The organism is Leptotrichia hongkongensis (genome assembly GCF_007990635.1).
Classification (GTDB): domain Bacteria; phylum Fusobacteriota; class Fusobacteriia; order Fusobacteriales; family Leptotrichiaceae; genus Leptotrichia; species Leptotrichia hongkongensis.
The window spans coordinates 1133238-1154940 of the sequence record NZ_AP019846.1; the positions used below are offsets into that span (position 1 = coordinate 1133238).

Annotated in this window: 13 protein-coding genes; 4 read left to right on the forward strand and 9 right to left on the reverse strand. The window is 31.3% G+C overall.

The window, feature by feature from the left end; all coding sequences use genetic code 11:
• Window positions 1-8: 8 nt before the first annotated feature.
• The 7 genes from folE to FVE75_RS05480 form a co-directional block, all read right to left on the reverse strand.
• A complete protein-coding gene (gene folE, locus FVE75_RS05450; protein ID WP_147005582.1) occupies window positions 9-599 on the reverse strand; it encodes a GTP cyclohydrolase I FolE in 591 nt (196 codons plus the stop codon).
• A gap of 446 nt (window positions 600-1045) precedes the next feature.
• Window positions 1046-1489 carry a 2-amino-4-hydroxy-6-hydroxymethyldihydropteridine diphosphokinase gene (gene folK, locus FVE75_RS05455; RefSeq protein ID WP_172618785.1) on the reverse strand — a complete coding sequence of 148 codons (444 nt, stop codon included), beginning with the start codon at window positions 1487-1489 and terminating at the stop codon, window positions 1046-1048.
• Window positions 1490-1517: 28 nt separating this feature from the next.
• The gene (gene folB / locus FVE75_RS05460) at window positions 1518-1868 is read right to left on the reverse strand and encodes a dihydroneopterin aldolase (RefSeq protein ID WP_071124965.1); all 351 of its coding nucleotides are present in this window, start codon (window positions 1866-1868) and stop codon (window positions 1518-1520) included.
• 487 nt (window positions 1869-2355) lie between these two features.
• Window positions 2356-2538: a hypothetical protein gene (locus FVE75_RS05465; RefSeq protein WP_071124966.1), complete on the reverse strand. Its 183-nt coding sequence runs from the start codon at window positions 2536-2538 to the stop codon at window positions 2356-2358.
• Window positions 2539-2673: 135 nt separating this feature from the next.
• Window positions 2674-3576, reverse strand: a complete 903-nt coding sequence (gene galU, locus FVE75_RS05470) for a UTP--glucose-1-phosphate uridylyltransferase GalU (protein ID WP_147005583.1) — start codon at window positions 3574-3576, stop codon at window positions 2674-2676.
• Window positions 3577-3623: 47 nt separating this feature from the next.
• Window positions 3624-4166 (reverse strand): hypothetical protein, encoded by a 543-nt coding sequence (locus FVE75_RS05475; RefSeq protein ID WP_039901638.1) that lies wholly within the window; start codon window positions 4164-4166, stop codon window positions 3624-3626.
• A 114-nt stretch (window positions 4167-4280) separates the two neighbouring features.
• Window positions 4281-4787, reverse strand: a complete 507-nt coding sequence (locus tag FVE75_RS05480) for a PH domain-containing protein (RefSeq protein WP_147005584.1) — start codon at window positions 4785-4787, stop codon at window positions 4281-4283.
• A gap of 223 nt (window positions 4788-5010) precedes the next feature.
• Here FVE75_RS05480 and FVE75_RS05485 point away from each other — a divergent pair, with 223 nt between their 5' ends.
• The 4 genes from FVE75_RS05485 (at window position 5011) to mscL (ending at window position 6833) form a co-directional block, all read left to right on the forward strand.
• Window positions 5011-5670, forward strand: a complete 660-nt coding sequence (locus FVE75_RS05485; RefSeq protein ID WP_147005585.1) for an XRE family transcriptional regulator — start codon at window positions 5011-5013, stop codon at window positions 5668-5670.
• Between the two features lie 21 nt (window positions 5671-5691).
• Entirely contained in the window at window positions 5692-5871 is a 180-nt protein-coding gene (locus FVE75_RS05490; RefSeq protein ID WP_147005586.1) for a hypothetical protein, read from the forward strand.
• Window positions 5858-6214, forward strand: a complete 357-nt coding sequence (locus tag FVE75_RS05495; RefSeq protein WP_147005587.1) for a hypothetical protein — start codon at window positions 5858-5860, stop codon at window positions 6212-6214. Before FVE75_RS05490 ends, FVE75_RS05495 begins: the two co-directional genes overlap by 14 nt.
• A 187-nt stretch (window positions 6215-6401) precedes the next feature.
• Window positions 6402-6833, forward strand: a complete 432-nt coding sequence (mscL, locus tag FVE75_RS05500) for a large-conductance mechanosensitive channel protein MscL (RefSeq protein WP_147005588.1) — start codon at window positions 6402-6404, stop codon at window positions 6831-6833.
• A 285-nt stretch (window positions 6834-7118) separates the two neighbouring features.
• Here the strand turns inward: mscL and FVE75_RS05505 are convergent, their stop codons facing one another.
• The gene (locus tag FVE75_RS05505) at window positions 7119-14282 is read right to left on the reverse strand and encodes an autotransporter-associated N-terminal domain-containing protein (RefSeq protein WP_147005589.1); all 7164 of its coding nucleotides are present in this window, start codon (window positions 14280-14282) and stop codon (window positions 7119-7121) included.
• A gap of 333 nt (window positions 14283-14615) precedes the next feature.
• Window positions 14616-21680: an autotransporter-associated N-terminal domain-containing protein gene (locus FVE75_RS05510; protein WP_147005590.1), complete on the reverse strand. Its 7065-nt coding sequence runs from the start codon at window positions 21678-21680 to the stop codon at window positions 14616-14618.
• Window positions 21681-21703: the final 23 nt, after the last annotated feature.

Sequence of the window (21703 nt, forward strand, 5' to 3'; positions counted from 1 at the left end):
TTAAAATTTTATTTTATCCCATCCAAAAACTCCTTCTTCCTATCCACATTCTCCTTAAATTCACCACTATAAAAAGAAGTTCTAGTCACAGAACCAATTTTATTAACTCCTCTCATTTCAATGCACATGTGTCGTGCCTCAACCACTACAGCAACTCCCAGTGGATTTAGTATTTTTATCAATTTTTTTGCAATATTTACAGTAATTTCTTCCTGAACACTTAATTTTCTTGAAATAAATTCCACAAGTCTTGGTATCTTGCTAAGTCCAATAACTTTATTCTCTCTCGGAATATATGCAACATGCACTTTTCCAAAAAATGGTAGCATATGATGCTCACACATTGAAAAAAAAGGTATTTCCTTTACAAGCACCATTTCCTGCGAATCGCCTAAATCTACATCAAATAATTTATAATTTTCAAAATCATCTACACTTTTTGTACTCAGAATCTCTTCATACATTTTTGCAACTCTTTTAGGAGTCTCAATAAGCCCTTCTCTATCGGCATCTTCCCCAATATTTATTAAAATTTCACGTACTGCGTTTTCAATATTTTTTAATCTCGTTTCTTTATCTATGTTTTTGTTTTTTTTCATTTTCTTAACCTTTCTTTTTATTTCTATAACAAATGCTACTCCTCAATTCATCTTGGTAAATTTTATTCTCATATTTATATATTTAGTCTATATTTATTACATGATTTTATCTTCGTAATAATAAATAATTACTAACTTAACATTATTCATCTTTAGTAAAGAAGATGAACTCCTTTATAAATAATAGTTATTTAATTATATTTCTAAATTTATTCAATTACATTAATAATTGTTAAATGAGTTTTTACATTTTTTAGTTTGTAGCAATATATTATTCTAAATAAAATAATAATTAAACGTCCGATAATTTAATTTAAAAATTCAAAAATATAAGAATTATGATAATTCTTTTTATTGTATACAATATTTTAATTTGATCTATTAATTTTATAATTATTGGTTTTTCAAATTTTTCAATTTTTGATCCCCTGCTTTAACTAACTCATTTATTTTTCTGCAATTTCTTCTTTGTAAAAATACTCTCCATCATAAATTTCACTCAATGGAACTAGTACAAATAATCTATTCAGCATTTCCTTATGTGGAACTATCAAATCAGGTTCGTTAATTTTTTTATCTGAAAAAATCAAAATATCAATATCAATCGTTCTTGGTCCCCATCTAATTTCCCTTTTTCTATCTAGTTCAGCTTCAATTTTATTTATGATTTTTAAGATTTCTCTTGCTGAAAAATCAGTTTCAATCTTAATTACTGCATTTAAAAACAAATCTTGCTCTAAATATCCAACAGGAGTTGTTTCGTATAATCCTGATTTTTTCAATACTTCAATTCCTTCAATTTTTTCAATTGCTTCAATAGCTTTTTGAATATATTCTTCTCTTTTTCCAATATTACTACCCAAACTTAAATAAACTCTATTTTTAGCCATTTTTATTTTATCCCTTTCCTTGCTCCGCCTAATCTTTTATCTGAATTTCAACACTGTCAAAAATTCCATTAATTGGAACTGCTAATTTTCGTATATTTACTTGCACATATTCAATTTTTTCATTCATTTTTTTCATCTCTTCTATAATATCCAAAGCCAATGTTTCCAGCAAATCTACTCTGCTTGCTTTAACAATTTCCTCTATTTTTCTATAACAATCTCCATAACTCAATGTACTATTTATGTCATCATTTTTAATGATTTCCTTTGAAAGTGAAATGATTAAATCAATTTCAATATTTTGTCCAATTTTTTTTTCTTCTTCATAAACACCTATATATGAATGAAATTTCATGTTATTAATCTTTATTTTATACAATTGAATCTACCTCATTTCTATTTAAAGTTTGTGTATATTTTAACATATAAAATCTTAAAAATAAATAGTGTTAATACTAAACTCCGCCTAAATAAGAAATTTATTACAAACTTATTTGACAGAGTATAAAACCTAGTATTTTTAATATATACTCGAATCCATTTAAAATTAAACTATTAAAAATTATATCAATACTAAACCCCATTTGAAAAAAGAAATGATTTCCTATTTCACTTTCTGACAAGGGGTCTTGACCCCTTGCTAAACGGAATTATAAAAACTACATTGTTTTAATAGGGAATAGTATAACTAAGGGTTTGAGTAAATAGTCATAACTTTTGAGTTCAGTAATTTTTGTTTTTTAAATTACAAACAATACAAAATAACATGATAAATTTTAATATTTCTAAATTTTTCTCAAAAAAAGAAGCAGAATCATAAAAATTCTACTTCCAAGCATAACAATCTATTTAGATAAACTTACAAATTAAAAACGATTTCCATACTTATCCTCACAATAGACATTTCCATTGTATTTTTTGTAACATTGTACGCCTCTTTCTTCCCATCTTTTATTTACTCTGTTCCAATAACTCGGACTAAACAGTTCACAGCTTGCTACACTTAGTCCCAACAAAATTACAGCCAGAATTCTAAATACATTTTTCATAGCGTTCACTCCTTTGTATTATTTTATCCTTACTAAATTATATATTTGCTATAATTTTATCATAGTTACTATTTTTTTTTTTTTTTTGATTTATCTTATAATTTTATTATAAAGGACGAATACCACATTTTTAAATTATAGTTTTTCTACTAGATCTTTCAAGTAATCTTTTACTTTATCTTTTAATTCTTCATGTCTTAATCCAAATTCAACGTTTGCAACAAACATCCCAAATTTATCTCCAGTATCGTATCTTAATCCATCAAAATTATACGCATACAATTTTTCACCATCGTTCTTCATTGCCAAAATTGCATCTGTCAACTGAATTTCTCCACCTTTTCCAGGTTTTGTCCTTTTTAAATATGAAAAGATTTCAGGCTCTAACACATATCGCCCTAATGCCGCAAGATTACTCGGAGCTTCAGCAATTGATGGTTTCTCAATAAAATCTTCTACTGCCACTGTTTTTTCGTCAATTTTCTTTAATGGCTTTATTATCCCATATTTTGAGACATTTTCGTGAGGAACTTCCTGTACTCCTAAAATTGTACCGCCTTGTAGTTCATTATATTTTTCTACAAGCTGTTTTGTAACAGGACTTTGCCCTTTATCTTTATCAGTATAGATAATATCGTCTCCTAAAAGCACAACAAATGGCTCATCTCCTACAAATGCTTCTGCACAGCTTATTGCATGCCCTAAACCTAATGGTCTTTTTTGACGAACATAATAAATATTTGACATTTCAGAAATATTGTTTACTATTTTCAATAAATCTTTTTTCCCTTTTTCTTCTAATGTTTTTTCCAGTTCATAAGAATAATCAAAATGATTTTCTATTGATCCCTTATTTCTTCCAGTAATAATAAGAATTTCTTCAATCCCAGCAGATACAAGTTCTTCTACAAGATACTGTAATGCAGGTTTGTCAACTATTACAAGCATTTCTTTAGGCTGTGCTTTGGTTGCTGGTAAAACTCTAGTTCCAAGTCCTGCTGCAGGTATAACAGCTTTTCTTATCCTTTTGATGCTCATAATTTCCCTCCTAAATATTTTTCAACATTACTTTTATTATTTTTTTATTAAAATATATGTCCATCATCAGAATATGTAACTTTTACTGCCAATGGCTGGAATAAATTTAATTTTTCAAAATAATCTTTTGCTTTTAAATTAGCTACTAATTGACGTTCTTTTGTCTTTAAATTATATTCATATTTTCCAATTATAATGATACTTTTTTCATCTGGAAATTGTACGTAGAAACGCACTATTTCTTTATCTGGCAATGGAGTTTTTCCAAGATTTTTGGTATCAATTTTTGCAAAAAAATCTTTATAATCATTAAATTTTTTATAAAATTCTTTTTTAAAATCATCATTGGTAGTTGTTGGAGCCACTTTTATGGCAACTCCGACATTTGCATTATAATCCTCATCTTCAATTGTGTAATATGCCATTTTTACTTTATCTCTATCGCAAAAAATATCATTTGTTCTTTTTTCAGATTGTATCTTTTTTATAACTCTTTCTAAAAAAGTATCAGGATTAGGAGCAAAACTGCACGTATCACTAAATCCTTGCGCCCCAACTAAAAATATAAGTGAAAATATTAGTTTTTTCATTTTATCTACGTCCTTCCACATCTCTAATTTATCAATATGTCTAATTATATCATAATTTAGTAAATAATTGTAATAAATTTTTTGAAAAATTATTACAATTCTCAACATTTACTATTACAAGAGTTCTTTCTTTTTCTTATCAAATTCTTCTTGTGTTATTCCCCCCTCATCAAGTAATCTTTTAAATTTCATAATTTCATCAGCTACAGATAATTTTGGAGAATTTTGTGTTTTTTTCATTTCTTCTATCGAATTATTTACAGCGTTTATAAATGGAATAAGTGTTTTTTTCAATACACTTTTTACTCTAAACATAGAAGCTCCATCCCATATTTCTATCTCGCCTATAAATAAACCTTTTTTGTATTTGACAGCATTTACTTTGCTAAGAGGAATCTCAATTTGATTAACCCCAAAAAGCATTCCTTTATCCAAAAAAATAATTCTCTTATTAGTTGAAACGACAAGCCACGTATGCCCATCATACACTCCTGAAGTCGCATAAGTAATAATCTCATCATCATTAATAATATTTGTCAGCTCTTTAACTTCTTTTTTTGTTCCTAAAATTAATGACCCTGATTTTGAAAGCATTTCCTTTATATCCTTCAAGCTTTTCATATCTATGTTTCCTTTCTTGAATCAATATTTTATACAATTAATTGTACTATGTTTTTAGAAATTAAGCAAAGAAAATTTAAATTTTTATAAAAAATTTTACTATTATAATTCCTATTAAGCAACTAATTTTATAAAAATAATGATTTCAAATATAATTTTTATATTTTGTTGCATTTTAGGAACAAATATGTTATAATAAAAATATAGATGTGGAGGAATTAATATGAATATTGGTAAACGGTTAAAGGATTTACGAAAGGAAAATTCTTTATCAATGGATTCCCTTGTTGAAAAATTAAATAGGGAATATAATCTTAACATAACTAAAAGTATGATTTCACGTTGGGAAAATAATTTATCTGAGCCAAGCAGCAAGTTTATTACAGCTTATGCAAAATTTTTTAATATTGACTTAAATTATTTAGCTGGAATTACAGATATAAAAAATCCAGCTCCAGAGCCTTTAACTCCTATCGAAATATTGGAGATCCCGATGTATGGAAAGGCAAGTGCTGGTACAGGCTATATAAACCTTTCAGAAGAGATAGGCAGTTATCCAGTACCACAAAACATTTATAGAAAAGGAATTTTTGCAATTAAAGTTTCTGGTGAAAGTATGACTGGTCTTGATAAAAGTATTCCTGATGGTGCTATTGCCATTATTGATCCTGAACTTTGCAGTAATCCAATAAGCTTAAACGGTAAAGTTTGCGTTTTTGAATATAATGATGAGACATATATAAAACAATTAATAATAGACAAACAGGGAATTATCAGATTACGTTCATTTAATCCTGGTTATGATGATATTATTGTTTTAAATACAGAATTATTATATTGTAAAGGCAGAGTAATCAGAACTTTTGTAGAAAATCAATGGTAAAAATAAAATGGAGGTATAAAGATGTCTAATAAAAATCAAGAGGAAAAATTTGAATATATAGAGATAAATGGAATTAAAATACCCATTTTATCGACTTTAGATTCTGAAACTGATACAGTCTCATTTGTTGACGGAGCAAAAGAATATCTTGAAAATTTAAATAATAAAATAAAGGAGGATAAGAAAAATGACATTAGTTAAAGGTCCTATTTCTGCAGTTATAGATGAAAACGGTAATTTTGATTTCAAAAAGGATAAATTAGAATATCTAAAAGAAATAAAAAAATATAGTATTGACAAGTTAAGCAAGGAAGCTCAAAAATATAATTTGTCTAATGATAAACGAGTAGCTTTACTAAATAAGTCAGAAACATTCCAGTATATTAAATGCCTAATTTCTGATAGCTTTGTATATAACAATAACGGTATTCTAAGAGATGAAGACAGAAAAAAACTTTTAATATCACTTAACAAAGTATTTTTCCGTGCTTTGGATATAAGAAAAAATGCAAAACAGAAAAAATTAAATATAAAAGAAGCTTAATACTATTTCCTATTTATATAGCACAAATTAATTTTAATAATTTTATGAATCTTCTGTTTTTTGAACTCCAACTATTTAATAAATAAAATTTTCAAAATTTTAGATATTTTCTAAATAAAATAGTTGCAATTTTAAAAAAAATACATTATAATAAACGGTATAAAATTTTGAAAGGAGAATTGCTTTAATGTTTAAAGAATTCAAGGAATTTATCTCAAAAGGTAATGTAATGGATTTAGCAGTTGGAGTTATCATTGGTGCTGCTTTTGGAAAAATAGTAACTTCGTTAGTTGACGATATAATTATGCCTATTATTGGAATTATTTTAGGAAAAATTGATTTTTCAAATTTAAAAATAGTTATTACTCCTGCTACTGGAACAACTCCAGAAGCTGCAGTAAAATATGGATTATTTATTCAAAATATAGTTAATTTTTTAATTATGGCATTTGTTATTTTCTTAATGGTAAAATTTGTGAATAAATTAAGAAAACCTGCCGCCAAAACTGCAGAAGAAGTTATTGAAGCTGTTCCAACAAAAGAAGAAACATTATTGGCTGAAATTAGAGATATTTTAAAAATAAATAATAAAATAGTAATCGGAAGTTATTCATATTAGATTTACTTCCGATTTTTGTTTCTAGTTTTTACATAATTTTTGATAAAATACAAAATTTATTAAAAAAATTAAATATATACTCAAACCTATTTAAAATTAAACTACTAAAAATTATATAAATTTAGGATTTGAGTAAAATAGTCATAGCCTTTTGAGTTTAATTTTAAAGCAGTTTTACTATAAAATATTTAAATTAATAAACAATCCCTAGAAAAAAATCAGAAGAAAATCTAAAAAAGATTAACTCCTGATTTTTTTATTATTTAGACATATCTTATTTAAATTCTAGTAAATAGCTCTAAATCCTATTCCACCTCTTACATTCTTGCCTTTAGTGTCATATCCTCCATTTACTGTCACTCCAAATCTTGTATTGTCTACTCCAATATTCAAGTCAAATTTACCATTCCCTCGTCTGTCATCCTTTTCTCCCCTTATGTTAAACCAGTCTGCCGTCGTATATCTTACTCTTCCTTTATTGTTCACTTCTCCAACTTTCCCTAGTTCATTCTCATAAGATGCTGTCAATCCTACTGATAAATTTGTTCTTACTGCTAGTGGCTGCACATATTTAAATTCAACACCAACTTCCGGTTTTACTGAAAAATAATCGTTTCCTTTTACTTCCAGCCTCATTTCCCCTGTATCTTCCTTAATGTTGTTGAATCTTCCATATTCCATCTTTAATGCTCCGTAAGGACGCAAATGCGTTCTCTCGCTCATTCTTATATCGTAACCTAAGTCTGTCTTAACTGCCGCTCCATAAGAATGATAGTCAGATTTCGCCTCGAATATCTCATCTACTACAAGATATCTACGTCTCATTTCATTAAGGCCCGCAAATACATCTCCACCTATTGTCCATTGCAATGCTCCGTTATAGTCTTTCTTAGGTGACATTTTCTTGAACACTCCGGCTTTAATCATTGTCTGATTTTCACTTGATTTTCCAATATCCTTGAACTTGAATCTGTTAGTCACAGCACCTGCATACCATCCTGAACTGTTGCCAAGCTTGATTGCTTCATCTTCATGAACATATGCGAATCCATAAGAATTGCTTGTATAGTTAATAATTCCTGCAGTATCTGTGTTGTATTCATCTCTCATGCCAAATACTTTAATCTTGTTATTCTGTTTAGACGGATTTCTCCACTCTTTTTTCAGATAGTTGAATTCCTTGTCTAGCATATTTCCTGTCGAATTGATTCTTTGCTGAGTGTTTCCATATTGATGTCCCATCATTTCATCTATTGCCTGGAAGAATAGAACCTGTTCATTATTTCCTATACCGCTTATTTTATCAAATAAAGTTTTTTCTCTTGTTCCAAGTCCTTCTACACCGTACCTTTGTTCAAGTCCATCTAAGAAGTTATATGTATCTGTAACTTCTACAGGATTAGGTTCTTTTCCAGCCCAGAAAGTATAAGGAATTTTAGCCATATACGCATTTTCTATTGTTCCATCTGTTTGATTTTGTGCAACTGTTGCCATCCAAGTCAATGATCCTGAATAGATATTCCAGTCTTTTATTTGAGGATTTTGTTTTATCATTTCATTGTATGGGTCTAGTATTTTCTTATCTAGTTGAATATATTTACTTGTAGTATTTTCTGCTGCTTCGGCACCTATAATAAGATCCGCTTTAGTTAAGCCGCTTAATGTGCTTAATCCTTGAATAGGATTAGTAAATCTCTTACTTGAAGTATCTATATACATTCCTATTGTAGAAGTCTGCATTGCCTTATATTCTTCAGCTGATGAAGTAGCAATCGTAGGCACTACAGGATTTCCGTTTACTGTTATTGTTCCTACACTTGAACCCTTAGGTACTTCTATTGATACTCCCATCAATCCTTTTCCAAGGCTGCTTTGATTTCCATCTGCTTTTTCATCTATAGAACCTTCACCTTGTATAATCATCGTTTTATAGTTTTTGATTATTCCAAGGTTATTTCCTGCAATATCTCCTTTAGCAAGTATTCCAACTGCAGATTTTGCATCTAAAATTATGTCTCCATGATTTTCAATTGTTGAACCATTCTTAACAACCACTCCAACCACTTTTTCAAGTCCAGTTCCATTTGATCTGATTGTTCCGTAGTTGTATCCGTATGCTCCGTTATCTAAATACATTCCTGTAGTATTACTTGCATTTAGATTTATCGTTGCTCCTGCTGCATTAATTACTTTTGTTCCTTGACCTGTTCCATACATCCCTATACTAGATGGACCTGTCACGTTAATAGTCCCATTATTTATAATATTTCCTGTATAAGCTCTTTTACCTGCAGCAATTTCACTTTGTGTTGGAGTAAATCCTGCAGCCATTCCAACTGCATATCTATTATTCAATGGATTGTTATCATCTATAAACGAAGCGCCTACTGTAATATTCTTTCCTGCAGCATTTGTTGCTTCTCCTCCATGAGTACTATATATTCCAACATTTCCAAATCCGCTTCCAAAGTTTATATCTGCATTGTTTGTTACTTTTCCAGCTGAATACAATCCATAGTTATATGAACCTGTAGAAGTTAAGTTTGTATTATTAATTACTTCTGCACCTGCTCTAGCATCTGCTGAATATATGTAAACTGTTTCATTGCCAAGATTACTTATACTTGAAATATCACTTATAATTTTATTTCCTGTTCCACTTGTTTTTGATTCGTTGATAAATCCAAACGAATTATCTCCTATTGATAAATTGCTTCCAGAATGTGCTCTTACAGTTTGACCGCTTCCATTTGTATAGACTGCCGCAGCTTTTTCAGTACCTACATTTATGCTTCCAGAATTAAGATTTACATCTCCACCTGAACTATATATACCTGTACCACCTGCACCAGTATTTATTGTTCCGTTATTATCAACTGCATGTCCATATATCCCAACTGAATTATCTCCCACTGTTATTATTCCGTTATTTGTTATTTTATCAGTTGCTTTTGTATAAATTCCTACACTTGGTTTCTTGGTTGCTGCATCAACAGGGTTATTCAATGTAATTATACCCGCATTTACAAGTTCTGTTCCTTCTGTAATTAATCCATAACCCCTGTGTCCTGATACGTTTCCATTATTTGTCAGAAGTACGCCATTTCCTTTTACATATAGTCCTACAACGCCTCCTGTTGTTCCAACTGTATCGACAAGATTTACATTTGTATTATTTGTCTTAACTCCTCCAGATGCATTGTCATAAAACAATCCTACTCCTGTTTCAGTATTTGATCCGCTATATTTCAGTTCAAGTGTTCCTGCACTAACGTTACTTCCATCTTTTATAAATATTCCTGTTCCTTTATCTTTAACTTCTATTCCGTAATTTGTCAGTAAGTTAACATCTGAATTTTCAGCATATACTCCAATTCCTTCTGTACCTTGAATTACTATGTCAGAACTTCCTGTTCCATTCAATGTGACAGTATTACCTAATCCGTTAGATACAATTCCAACAGCTTTATTTCCCGTCATAATAATTTTTCCTTCGTTACTGATAAGCCCGTTTGCTCTAGTTATATTTGTGCTTGCATGAGCACCTGCTAACTTATCAGTTTTACCATAAATTCCTACAGAAGTATCTCCGTTTACAGTAAGCGTTCCTTTATTTAATATTTCTAATGTTTTTGCTGTACCTAATGTACCGTTAGCAATATTTTTATCTGTTCCATAATCCTGTAAAGAAGTTCCTGAAGTAAAGGCTGCCATTCCTACACCTTCGCCAGTTATATTTATATTGGCATTCTGATCATTTATCAGTTTACTTCCATTTATTCCATATGCACCAATACCTTTGTCAACATTTATCAGATTTTTATTATGAATTGTTCCATAACTTACATTTAACGCAGTTGTTGACGCTACATTTCCGCCTTTTATATCAACAGTTCCTTCATTGTTATACATGTTGCTTGTATTATCAGTTGCACTGGTATTTGATCCCATAACAAGCCCTTTACCTGTAAGAGAGCTTACTGTCATTCCATTTGCTATATTAAATTTTTCATTTGATAAACCAAGACTCTTGTTAAATTCATTAGTTGCATCATCTAAATCTAGGTTAGTATTTAAATTGAATATTCCATTAATATAGAATATTTTATACTTTTTCCCGTTAGAATTAAAATTGGAAGGATTTATTTTCATTTCAGTCATAACCTGTGATGATCCTGCTGATGATCCAGTCCAGTTTGTTGTATTTCCATCATATGCAGCTAAAACTACATTGTCTCCAGTAAGTTTAACACTAACATTCTGCATACCGTTATATTTAGTAGCTGTTCCTGCTGTTGCAGTATAATCAGAAGTTTCTCCAGCTTTTAAAATACCATCTGACATGTTTATTGTTGTAGCGCCTGTGAAGTTTACTTTTGAGTTAGCTCCAGCAAAAAATGGTGTTGATTGTGCATGATTTCCTGCATTATCACCTTGATTAGCTGTTCCAACACTGTTAGTTGTTACCTCAGTTTCATGGTAGATATCTCCACCGCCAAAATTAACCAATCCTCCATTAAGAGCTACTAACGCTCCACTTTTACCTGTCTGCACTTTATTTGCATTTTTATTCAAGTTTACAACTGCTCCAGTTCCATCAGCAAAACCTGCCATACCATTAATTTTCAGATTGTCTTCAAAAGTAACAGTCGAACCTGAACCTTTAGCATATCCTCCAATATTTTCATACAGATAAGGCTTTGTTTCCTGGTCTTTCTTAGCCCATTCACTTACTGAGTCAGCTTCTTTCTTTAATGTAACTTTACCTCCTGCTTCAGCATAAGCTAATAATCCTCCAAAACCTTTTGCTGAAGTTTTTTCATGAGCAGTAATTTCTCCGCCGTTTTTCGCTACATAAGCTACTGGAGTAGACTCTGTTCCATCAGCAAACTTTTTATATCTCCCAGTTAGAACAACATTACGTCCTATATTAATTTCACTAGGTTTTCCTTCAAATCTTTTAGCTTCATTCGAAATCATTCCGTGAACGCTATTTTGCCATTTTCCATCTGAATAAGCTATTATTGTTCCAGTTGCAGCCTCGTTACTAGCATCATTATATGAAATTTTTCCATTAAGATTTGCTGTTCCGTAATCTTTAATATCTCCTGTCATTATAGGTACAGTTGTTGTATCGCTACCCTCATGTTTATTAGTACTCATAGCTGCATCTAAAACAGTTCCATTTTCTGAAACCATCATAATACCATTTTTAGCATATTTACCAAAACTAATATCAATATCATTAACTTGTAAGGAATGAACTTCATCTCTATTAAAGTCAGTACCTCTTGCAGCATCTATAGCTCCTAAATCTTGTGAAGGCTTAATTTCAGCTACCTGTCCATTAATTGTTTCTTTTCCTCTTTGACCAGATCTTGCGTATATTCCTATATTATTTTCAACATAGTTGGCATCACCTGTTCTTTCTGTTTCAATACCACCATTTCTTATAGTAGTTGTATTTCCTGCTGCTGTTTGAGTTCCAGAATTTGCCATATTTAATTGATTACCAATAATTGCTTTTGCTCTTATTTCTCCTTGATATATTCCAACTCCTGATTTTTCCCAATTAGCTTTTCTAATAGGTCCATTTCCATCGTTTGATATATATTGATTTGAACTGTTAGTAGGAGAATCATAGAATGCTTTTCCAGCTAAACTAATTCTATTATTGAATAACATTACAACGTTTCCATCACCATAAGATTCTGGAGCTTTATCAAGTTTTAATGAAGGAGTCAAACCAGTATTGTATAAATCTTGAATTATTCCACTACCTTTTAAATTATTAAAGTTAGGAGAATATCCCAATCCAGAATAAACAATATTATCTGCTCCTTCTAACTCGTATTTACCTGTACTAGTTATTTCAAATGAACCTTGAGCTCCAAGTACAGAGTATACAATGTTTTTATTTGACGTAATTTTTGCATCAACTTTTCCAATAAATCCTCCACGTTGCTTTGGCGCTCCTGCCCAGTAGTTATGAGAAGCTATCGTATCATAAGTTGCTGGGTAGATATAGAATAAAGTGTTCTCATTCGCTTTTATTCCTTTGCTGTCGTCTCTTTCAATATTTACCAATACATTATTAAATTGTAGCCTACCTGAATGCCAAGTTTCTATTGAAAGGAAATTTGCTCTTCCATATAGATGCCCTTTAATATTTGAAAGTGTTCCATCCCAAACTGTATGTATTCCTATTGCTCCATCATGATTTCCACTAGTTTTCCCTGCGTTATTTCCAGCATTGTCTGATACATTTCCGGCAACATACACTTCAACATTTCTTGCTTCAAATCCTACTGGATCAGGTTTTGGTTTTTTCATATTTGCAGCTGATAACCCTTGAGCTGTATTAGCTCTTGCTCTTGTATCATAAGACTTATTAAAATACAGTGTCGCTGCAGTTCTTGGTGTCCAGTTAGTTCTTCCTCCACTTGAATAGGAAAAATTTCTTATATTTCCGTTTATTCCAGAATTTGGAGTTAATTTACCTGTAACTGGATTATATCCTGTCCAAAATTTATTATTGCCTCCATCCGTCCAGTTAGGCGTTTTATCAGGATCATTTCCATCAGAACTGTTATGCCGTGCATCATTAAAAGACTTAGTGTTATCAACTTGATGAACTCCATTTTGAGTTCCACATGTAAAACAGAAATCCGTAAATGGATTTGTATTTGGTGTGGGTAAGTTTAGACTTATTGTCGGTGTAGCAGGTGTTGGTATATTCAATGAAGGCGGCAATAAGTTTGGCACACCAATCGCACTTAATTGCGGTACAGGTACAGATACTCTTGGTGCTTCCACAGGATCTCTAGACACATCTTTTGGTCTTATTGAAGCGTCTACGTTTAATGTAGATAATGGCTCCTGTCTAGGTGAAGTACTTGAAATTCCATATCCTTTGTTTGATAATCCCAATCTTGCATTTGAAGATGCAGAATATGGATTTGTTGAAGTTGGCAGCTCTTTATATTTTGAACTTAAAGGTGAAGTATATCTTTCAAATGCATCTTCACTTCTCTGGAATATGCCTTCATAAGGATATTTTTCTTTCTTATCTCCACGTCCTTTATATGTTCCATTCCAATTATTATTAAAGTAGTTCATCCCATACTGCCATGAACTCCATGGAGATTTTACCACATGGTCTCCTTGCTCCATCAATTGAATTAATTCTAAATTCGCATCTTTTAACAATTTATCATTTTCTCTTCTTGTTTCTTTGAATTTCTGATGTATATTTTTAATTGATGTAGATATTTCTTCTTTTTGAGTTTTAATCTCTTTATTTGCTGTTGTCGAAAACAAGTTATTTCTTACCATAACAAGTCCTGTCAGTAAAAACATAAACAGTGCAGAATCTGTATATTTAAAATCTTTTGTTCTTTTTGCTAATGAACATAAATCCTGCTTAACTTTTCGTAAATTATTTGTCATTTTTTTATTCCTTTCTTTTTATATTTTAATGTACCTAGTGACTAAAAAATTAATTCAAAAAATTAATATTTAGATTAAATTTATTATTTTTTTTGTACTTCTTATATGTTACATATATAAAATAATATGCTCTTTTTTTTATTCTATCAAAAACAATAAGATAAATCAATACAATTTTAAAAATATTTTTATTTTTTATTTCATAATCAAACATATTTCTTATAATATATTTAAAATATAGAAATACTATTGCTTATTTAAATTACAGAAATAAATTAAAATTATTTTTATAAAATTATATTTAAACTTCTTGTTTAAATTTTTTTATCAAACTTAGTAAATAGCTCTAAATCCTATTCCACCTCTTACATTCTTGCCTTTAGTGTCATATCCTCCATTTACTGTCACTCCAAATCTTGTATTGTCTACTCCAATATTCAAGTCAAATTTACCATTCCCTCGTCTGTCATCCTTTTCTCCCCTTATGTTAAACCAGTCTGCCGTCGTATATCTTACTCTTCCTTTATTGTTCACTTCTCCAACTTTCCCTAGTTCATTCTCATAAGATGCTGTCAATCCTACTGATAAATTTGTTCTTACTGCTAGTGGCTGCACATATTTAAATTCAACACCAACTTCCGGTTTTACTGAAAAATAATCGTTTCCTTTTACTTCCAGCCTCATTTCCCCTGTATCTTCCTTAATGTTGTTGAATCTTCCATATTCCATCTTTAATGCTCCGTAAGGACGCAAATGCGTTCTCTCGCTCATTCTTATATCGTAACCTAAGTCTGTCTTAACTGCCGCTCCATAAGAATGATAGTCAGATTTCGCCTCGAATATCTCATCTACTACAAGATATCTACGTCTCATTTCAGGTACAAATACATCTCCACCTATTGTCCATTGCAATGCTCCGTTATAGTCTTTCTTAGGTGACATTTTCTTGAACACTCCGGCTTTAATCATTGTCTGATTTTCACTTGATTTTCCAATATCCTTGAACTTGAATCTGTTAGTCACAGCACCTGCATACCATCCTGAACTGTTGCCAAGCTTGATTGCTTCATCTTCATGAACATATGCGAATCCATAAGAATTGCTTGTATAGTTAATAATTCCTGCAGTATCTGTGTTGTATTCATCTCTCATGCCAAATACTTTAATCTTGTTATTCTGTTTAGACGGATTTCTCCACTCTTTTTTCAGATAGTTGAATTCCTTGTCTAGCATATTTCCTGTCGAATTGATTCTTTGCTGAGTGTTTCCATATTGATGTCCCATCATTTCATCAAAAGCTTGAGTTAATAACGCTTGTTCATTTTTACCTATACTGTTTAATTTATTAAATAAACGTTTTTCTTTTGTATCAACACCTTCTACACCGTATCTTTGTTCAAGACCATCAGTAAAGTTCCATGCATTTTCTGTTTTAAGAACAAAATCTGTATATGGAATTTTTGCAAGAATAACTTCTTTTATTCCGTCTCCGTTATCTTCTAAAACACGATTAGCATGCCATGTTAATGAAGCTGAAATAGTTTCCAAATTATACGATGCTCCTGCAGCAGTTATGAGCTGATTGTATTTAGGCATAAATCCAGATAATATATTTTTCCCAACTTTTATTGCTTTACTATTTGTTTTTTCAGCTATTTCTGTTCCTATTATCAAATCATTGCTTACAGTAGGATCAAATCCATCTATCCAGTCAATAGGTCTAGTTCTACCTAAAGTATCTACATAAATTCCTACATTAGAAAAAGCATAGTTTACTAATTCAGGATCAGGTCCTGGGGTAAAATCATGAATATCTACTAATCTTCCATCTATATAAACTTTGTTTGGAGATACAATATGAGTGCTTCCTGCCGAAGTTGGCTCAAATGTTGCAGAATTTTCTGCCACATATCCTACTGCTCCATTAGTTGCTGTTACAGAAGCATTAGCAGCATCCTCCATAGTTCCTGCACCAGTATATGTACCATTTTTACTTCTTATTCCAGTAGATCCTGTACCTGATATTCTAATTGTTCCATAGTTTTTAATAATACCATTTCTTATATAAACTCCATAAGAATTTTTTACATCAATATCAATTGTTCCTCTATTTTCAAGCGTTGCGCCATCCAAAACAGCAACACCAATTATAGATTCTTTATTTGTATCATTATTATATCTTCCAGAAATAATAGTACCTGTATTTAGTCCATAAGCACCATTTTTCAAATACATTCCATAAGCACCCTTTAGATCTCCTGAAGCAGTCAAGTTTATTGTACCGTGATTTTCAGCTCTTGAGCCAGCATCTTCTGCAAACATTCCTATCCCATAGTCCCCTGTTACATTTATTGTGCCATAATTATATATTTTCCCGCCATTTTTTGCAGCCATTCCTAATGCATAATATCTATTTGCAGGATTTGAGGAAGTTATTTCAGATTTACCTACTGTTATTGTTCCATTATTATAAACAATTCCATTATTTGAAGCAAATGCTCCTGCACTTCCTACGCTATTTCCAAAGTCTACAACTCCATTATTATTTATAACTGCATTATCAACAGCGTAAAATGCTGTACTATTAAATCCAGAAGAAAAAATTGAAGTTTCACTCGTTACAGTTCCTAAAGGGCCTGCTTTATACACATAAACACTTTTAGATCCTATATTTGCAGTCGATGTTGATGTACCTGTAAAATTGTTTACTCCATTATCTAGTATCGCAAACCCAAATGATCTGTCTCCAACCGTTATATTTCCTGAATTATTAATTATTACGTTATTGTCCCCATAAACTCCAACTGCATCGTTTCCAGTTACTATATTTCCTGTTATATTTAGATTTCCATTTTTCTTATATATTCCTAGGCCTTCATTTCCAACTGTTATATTCCCCAAAGAAGTTACATTTCCGTTTTCAGAATATATTCCTAAAGATTTTGTACCAGCATTAATATTTCCTAGATGATTTATAACTCCTGCATTAGGAGCATATATTGCCATACTAGGATCATTTCTGTCACTTGAATCTCCAACTGTTATATTTCCGCTATTAATGATATTATTGGGATTAGAAATTGTACTATATGAGTGTATTCCTATTGATTTATCTCCTAATAGCAATATTGTTTTTGACGTATTTACATTTTTATTTGTAAATATACCTTTTCCTGTTTGTCCATTAATAGTAGATATGCTACCACCATTCGCAGTTATATCCGAACCATCAGAATAAAATCCTACACCATTTTTGTTTAATGTAATTACCGCGCCATTATCTATAATTGTTCCAACTTTAGTTACACTTCCTGCACTATTTGATATTTTAGAATATACTCCGACTCCAATGTCTGATGCACTTAGTCCAGAAGATGTTGAAACATCAATATTTGAACCATTTCCTAACGTTATTCTATGTATCCCTGCGCCTGATAAGGCCTGGTCATCAATAGCTAATATTCCTATAGCCGAACTTGTCCCCGTAGACTTTATAATTCCGTTGTTCACAATTTCTATTTCTTTCGTCCCTGTTGCTGGAACTGTACTTCCTAAATAATTAATTCCTGCAATTCCTGTTCCACCATTTCCAATTTCAACTATTCCGCTAGAATTATTTTGCGCTAATGCTCCGTTAGAACCTAAAATACCTACTGAATCTGTTCCTGTAGTTTTTATTGTTCCATTATTATATATTTCAGCATATTCCCCAACAATACCTACCATTCCTGTACCAGTCAAATTTATTGTTCCATTATTTGTAAGGATTACATCATTTCTAGGATATCCTGTATTATTTTTCTGTGCAATTCCTAATTTTGCTTTATCTCGTAATGAAGCAGGAGCTGTTATTGCTCCACTTCCTGATATCACAGAATTATTTGTTATACTTGAAGAAGAAAATTCTGATGTTAAGTAAGCATCATTGACATTATCCAAATTAGAATTAATATCTACTGTTAACGGAACTCTAGTTGCTTTATATGGAGTATATGTTCCAGAAGCACCTATTACATTCAATCCTGTTATTGAACCTGTTCCTATTGATGTAAGATTTGACACTAGCTCTCCGCCAACATTTCCTCCATTTCCTTCTGCAACTATAAGAGTTGAGCCGTTTTGCATATTTAAATTAAGAGTTTTTGTTGATGCAGAAGATATAATTTGTGATAATGGGCTACCAGAAGCATTTTTCACATAAAAAGCAGTTCCGCCATTGGCTATTGTTGCTGTGCTATTTGCACCACTCATAATAAGTTGCGATTTATCGCTTGAAGTTCCAGATCCATAAAATAATAAACCTTTATCCGCTACGTTCAATGTTGCATTATCTAGTTCAATATCAGAACCACCTTTTGCATAAAGTGCAACTGCACCATCTCCGTCAACGGAAACCGAACCATTTTTTAATTTAGTTATTGCATTTGTTGTACCCTCAGATGAAGCATAAATTCCCATTGAATCTTTACCTTCCACTGCAATGCTACCACCTGTCATATCATATTTAGCACCATTATTATAAATACCTACAACTCTTGTTCCTTTTAATCTTATATCGCTGGAACTTGTTCCATAACTTATTTTATTGCTGTTATTCTTACCATTTATTGCTATTCCTATCGAATCATTAGAATTTGTAACTGTTATTTTTCCAGCACTTTCAGCTTTTCCGCCATTATAGGCCATAAGCCCAATAACATTCTGTCCTCCAGAACTTACAGTTATATCTCCTGTATTTTTTACTTTTGGAACAATAGCATCTGTATGATTTATAGTTCCATTTGCAAGCATTACTATATTAAATCTTTTATTTGTATTTTTTGTAATATCTGTTGGTGCTAAAGGATCAGGATCTCCAATATATGCATTTCCAGGATTTACATTAAGGTTTCTAATAACATTTATCCCGTATCTATCTGTCCTAAATAGTACACCTCCATCTGCTGTATTTGCAAAGTCAATACTGTTAATATGGGTATCTCTTATATTAAAGTCTGCTTCTCCTTTAGTAATAGCGCTTGTTGAATAGCTTCCTTTCATATAATCTGATTTTCTTAGAAAACCAACATTTTCTTTTCCATCTACCAATATGTTTAAATTGTATATATTACCTATTAAATCATCTCCGGTTCTATTTGTATTATCTAATGTTTTAGCAACCGTTACTCCATGTACAGTTCCAGCTCCACCTTGACCCATTGCAGACGGATTATTAGAACCTATACCAGTTTGATAGTTATAAACACTCATATTTCCTGTACCTATAGTATAAGTCGTCGAAGCAAATGGTCCTGTTGAAGGATTCATTGTGTGTTCAGAATATGTATCTGTTCCAAATCCCGATCCACCTATAATTTTTGAAATTGATATTCCGGCATTGTGACTTCCTTCAAGCGTTATTTTTCCACCATCTCCATTTATTATCGTTTCATCATAATATATTGCATCAGTGTCTACTGTTTTCCCTGGAGTTTCTCCATTAAAAATGTTAGGAATTCTTATTCCATAGCTTCCTCTTACTACATTAGGAGTCCCAGGGTCTACACTTGTAACATTAATATCTCCTACCCTAACATACGTGTTCAACGACCCTTTATTCCCCCAAGAAGCTTGTTTTGCTGTATTAAGCGCCCCTCCATTTATTCTTCCAGCAGTAGGTTCAAAATTAAACTCTGAAAAATCTATCCCTATACTGTCAACACTTTTTACATTTATTGTACCTTTATTATTCATTTCAGAAGCCCAAGGTCTATACGTGACCTCTGCATATCTATTTGATATTATATTCGAATTAATAGGCTGATATTGAGCATAATCTTCAACCATTGCGGACATACCTATAAGATAAACTCCCAATGCATCATCAGAAGTATTTACGGCTGGTCTAGAAGAAGATCTTTCCAAATTAAATACTCCATTATTATTGAAAATAGATTCTTTTGCACTTGCAGCTTGCATTTCCACTCCAATTGTCAGATGAGGTTTCCCTGTAGAAAGAGTATCTGCCGCTGACCTTCCGTATAAATTCAAATTACCATTAAAATTTACAATCATAGGATCATAACTTGAAGCAACATGGGTTCCATTAATACTCATAAATCTTATAGTATTTGTAAAAGGTTTGTAGGCTGCTCCTGCTCCTCTATTTCTCGGATTTTGTGTATTATTCATTAGAGTCCAATTTCCAGATACTGTTGATTCTAAAGCCTCTCCTGGCTTTATTGAAGCTCCCGAATTAGTTTGCTGATATTGAGTAAAACTAAATACTGTCTGTGGAGATGAAGCAGTCCCTGTTCTATACGAAGTAAGACCTCCATATTGAGTGTAGACTGCAGGAGCATTGGTTACCACACTTCCTGCTCTTGCGTCAGAATAACTTGTTATTGCAGGATTGGGATTAGACTGATCAAATGTCCAAGTACCTGCTACCGTTCCAGTTGCAGTCGTACTTCTTCCTTGATTTACTTTTTGCCCACTATATGTAAATGAATTATTAACACTAAAACCATCATCTACAATAGATACAGTAGTTCCGCTTGCATTTGCATCAGCATTTGCATTATTTATTATTGTATTAGGTTCAGAAAAAAACGAGACTCCTTGCATATCTTGAGCAAATCCTGTTGCTACTTCATTCAACGCTGGAGGGTTGAATACGTTAGGATTTATATTTGACAAAGATTTTTCTTTAAATGTTACAGTAGTGACAGGTGGGATTGAAAAATTAATATGAGGTGCTACCGTAGCAGGATTTACATTTAAATTGGGCAAAGTTGGTGCATTTATATTTATTGATGGATCAATTATTAAAGGTTGTCCTCTATCTGGTACAGGTACTGTCCCAACTAGTCCATAATCAAGTCCATTCCTTCTATTGCTAAGCGATGAAGACGGATCAGCATCTTCATTACCTGAATTTATCGGTAATCTAGAATAAGACTTGCTATTTGGTGAAACATTATTTACCCACCAGTTTCCTCTATTTAATTTTCCTTCATAAGGATATTTCTTTTTTTTATCTCCGAGACCTTTAAAAGAACCTCTCCAGTTGTCATAATAATAATTAATTCCATATTGCCAAGAGCTCCAAGGTGATTTAATCACATGATCTCCTTGTTCCATTAGTTGAATTAATTCTAAATTACTGCTTTTTAACAATTTATCATTTTCTTCTCTTGTTTTACTAACTTTTTTCTTCATTTCTTTGGTAAAATCTAAAACTTTACCTTTTTGAGATTCTAATTCTGAATCTTTTGATTTTGCAAATGAAATATTTTTAACCGAAATAAGACCTGTGAGTAAAAATACAAATAGTGCAGAATCTGTGTATTTAAAATCTTTGTGCCTTTTAGCAAAAGAACATAAATCTTGTTTGATTTTTCTCAAATTATTAGTCATTTTATTCTCCTTTTTTTGTTAAT

Bases quoted from the DNA above. Each gene is read 5' to 3' on its own strand.
- folK (WP_172618785.1), bottom strand. From the start codon at position 1,489: ATGGCTAAAAATAGAGTTTATTTAAGTTTGGGTAGTAATATTGGAAAA.
- folE (WP_147005582.1), bottom strand. From the start codon at position 599: ATGAAAAAAAACAAAAACATAGATAAAGAAACGAGATTAAAAAATATT.
- FVE75_RS05485 (WP_147005585.1), top strand. From the start codon at position 5,011: ATGAATATTGGTAAACGGTTAAAGGATTTACGAAAGGAAAATTCTTTA.
- mscL (WP_147005588.1), top strand. From the start codon at position 6,402: ATGTTTAAAGAATTCAAGGAATTTATCTCAAAAGGTAATGTAATGGAT.
- FVE75_RS05480 (WP_147005584.1), bottom strand. From the start codon at position 4,787: ATGAAAAGCTTGAAGGATATAAAGGAAATGCTTTCAAAATCAGGGTCA.
- FVE75_RS05490 (WP_147005586.1), top strand. From the start codon at position 5,692: ATGTCTAATAAAAATCAAGAGGAAAAATTTGAATATATAGAGATAAAT.
- FVE75_RS05510 (WP_147005590.1), bottom strand. From the start codon at position 21,680: ATGACTAATAATTTGAGAAAAATCAAACAAGATTTATGTTCTTTTGCT.
- FVE75_RS05495 (WP_147005587.1), top strand. From the start codon at position 5,858: ATGACATTAGTTAAAGGTCCTATTTCTGCAGTTATAGATGAAAACGGT.
- FVE75_RS05505 (WP_147005589.1), bottom strand. From the start codon at position 14,282: ATGACAAATAATTTACGAAAAGTTAAGCAGGATTTATGTTCATTAGCA.
- FVE75_RS05475 (WP_039901638.1), bottom strand. From the start codon at position 4,166: ATGAAAAAACTAATATTTTCACTTATATTTTTAGTTGGGGCGCAAGGA.
- FVE75_RS05465 (WP_071124966.1), bottom strand. From the start codon at position 2,538: ATGAAAAATGTATTTAGAATTCTGGCTGTAATTTTGTTGGGACTAAGT.
- galU (WP_147005583.1), bottom strand. From the start codon at position 3,576: ATGAGCATCAAAAGGATAAGAAAAGCTGTTATACCTGCAGCAGGACTT.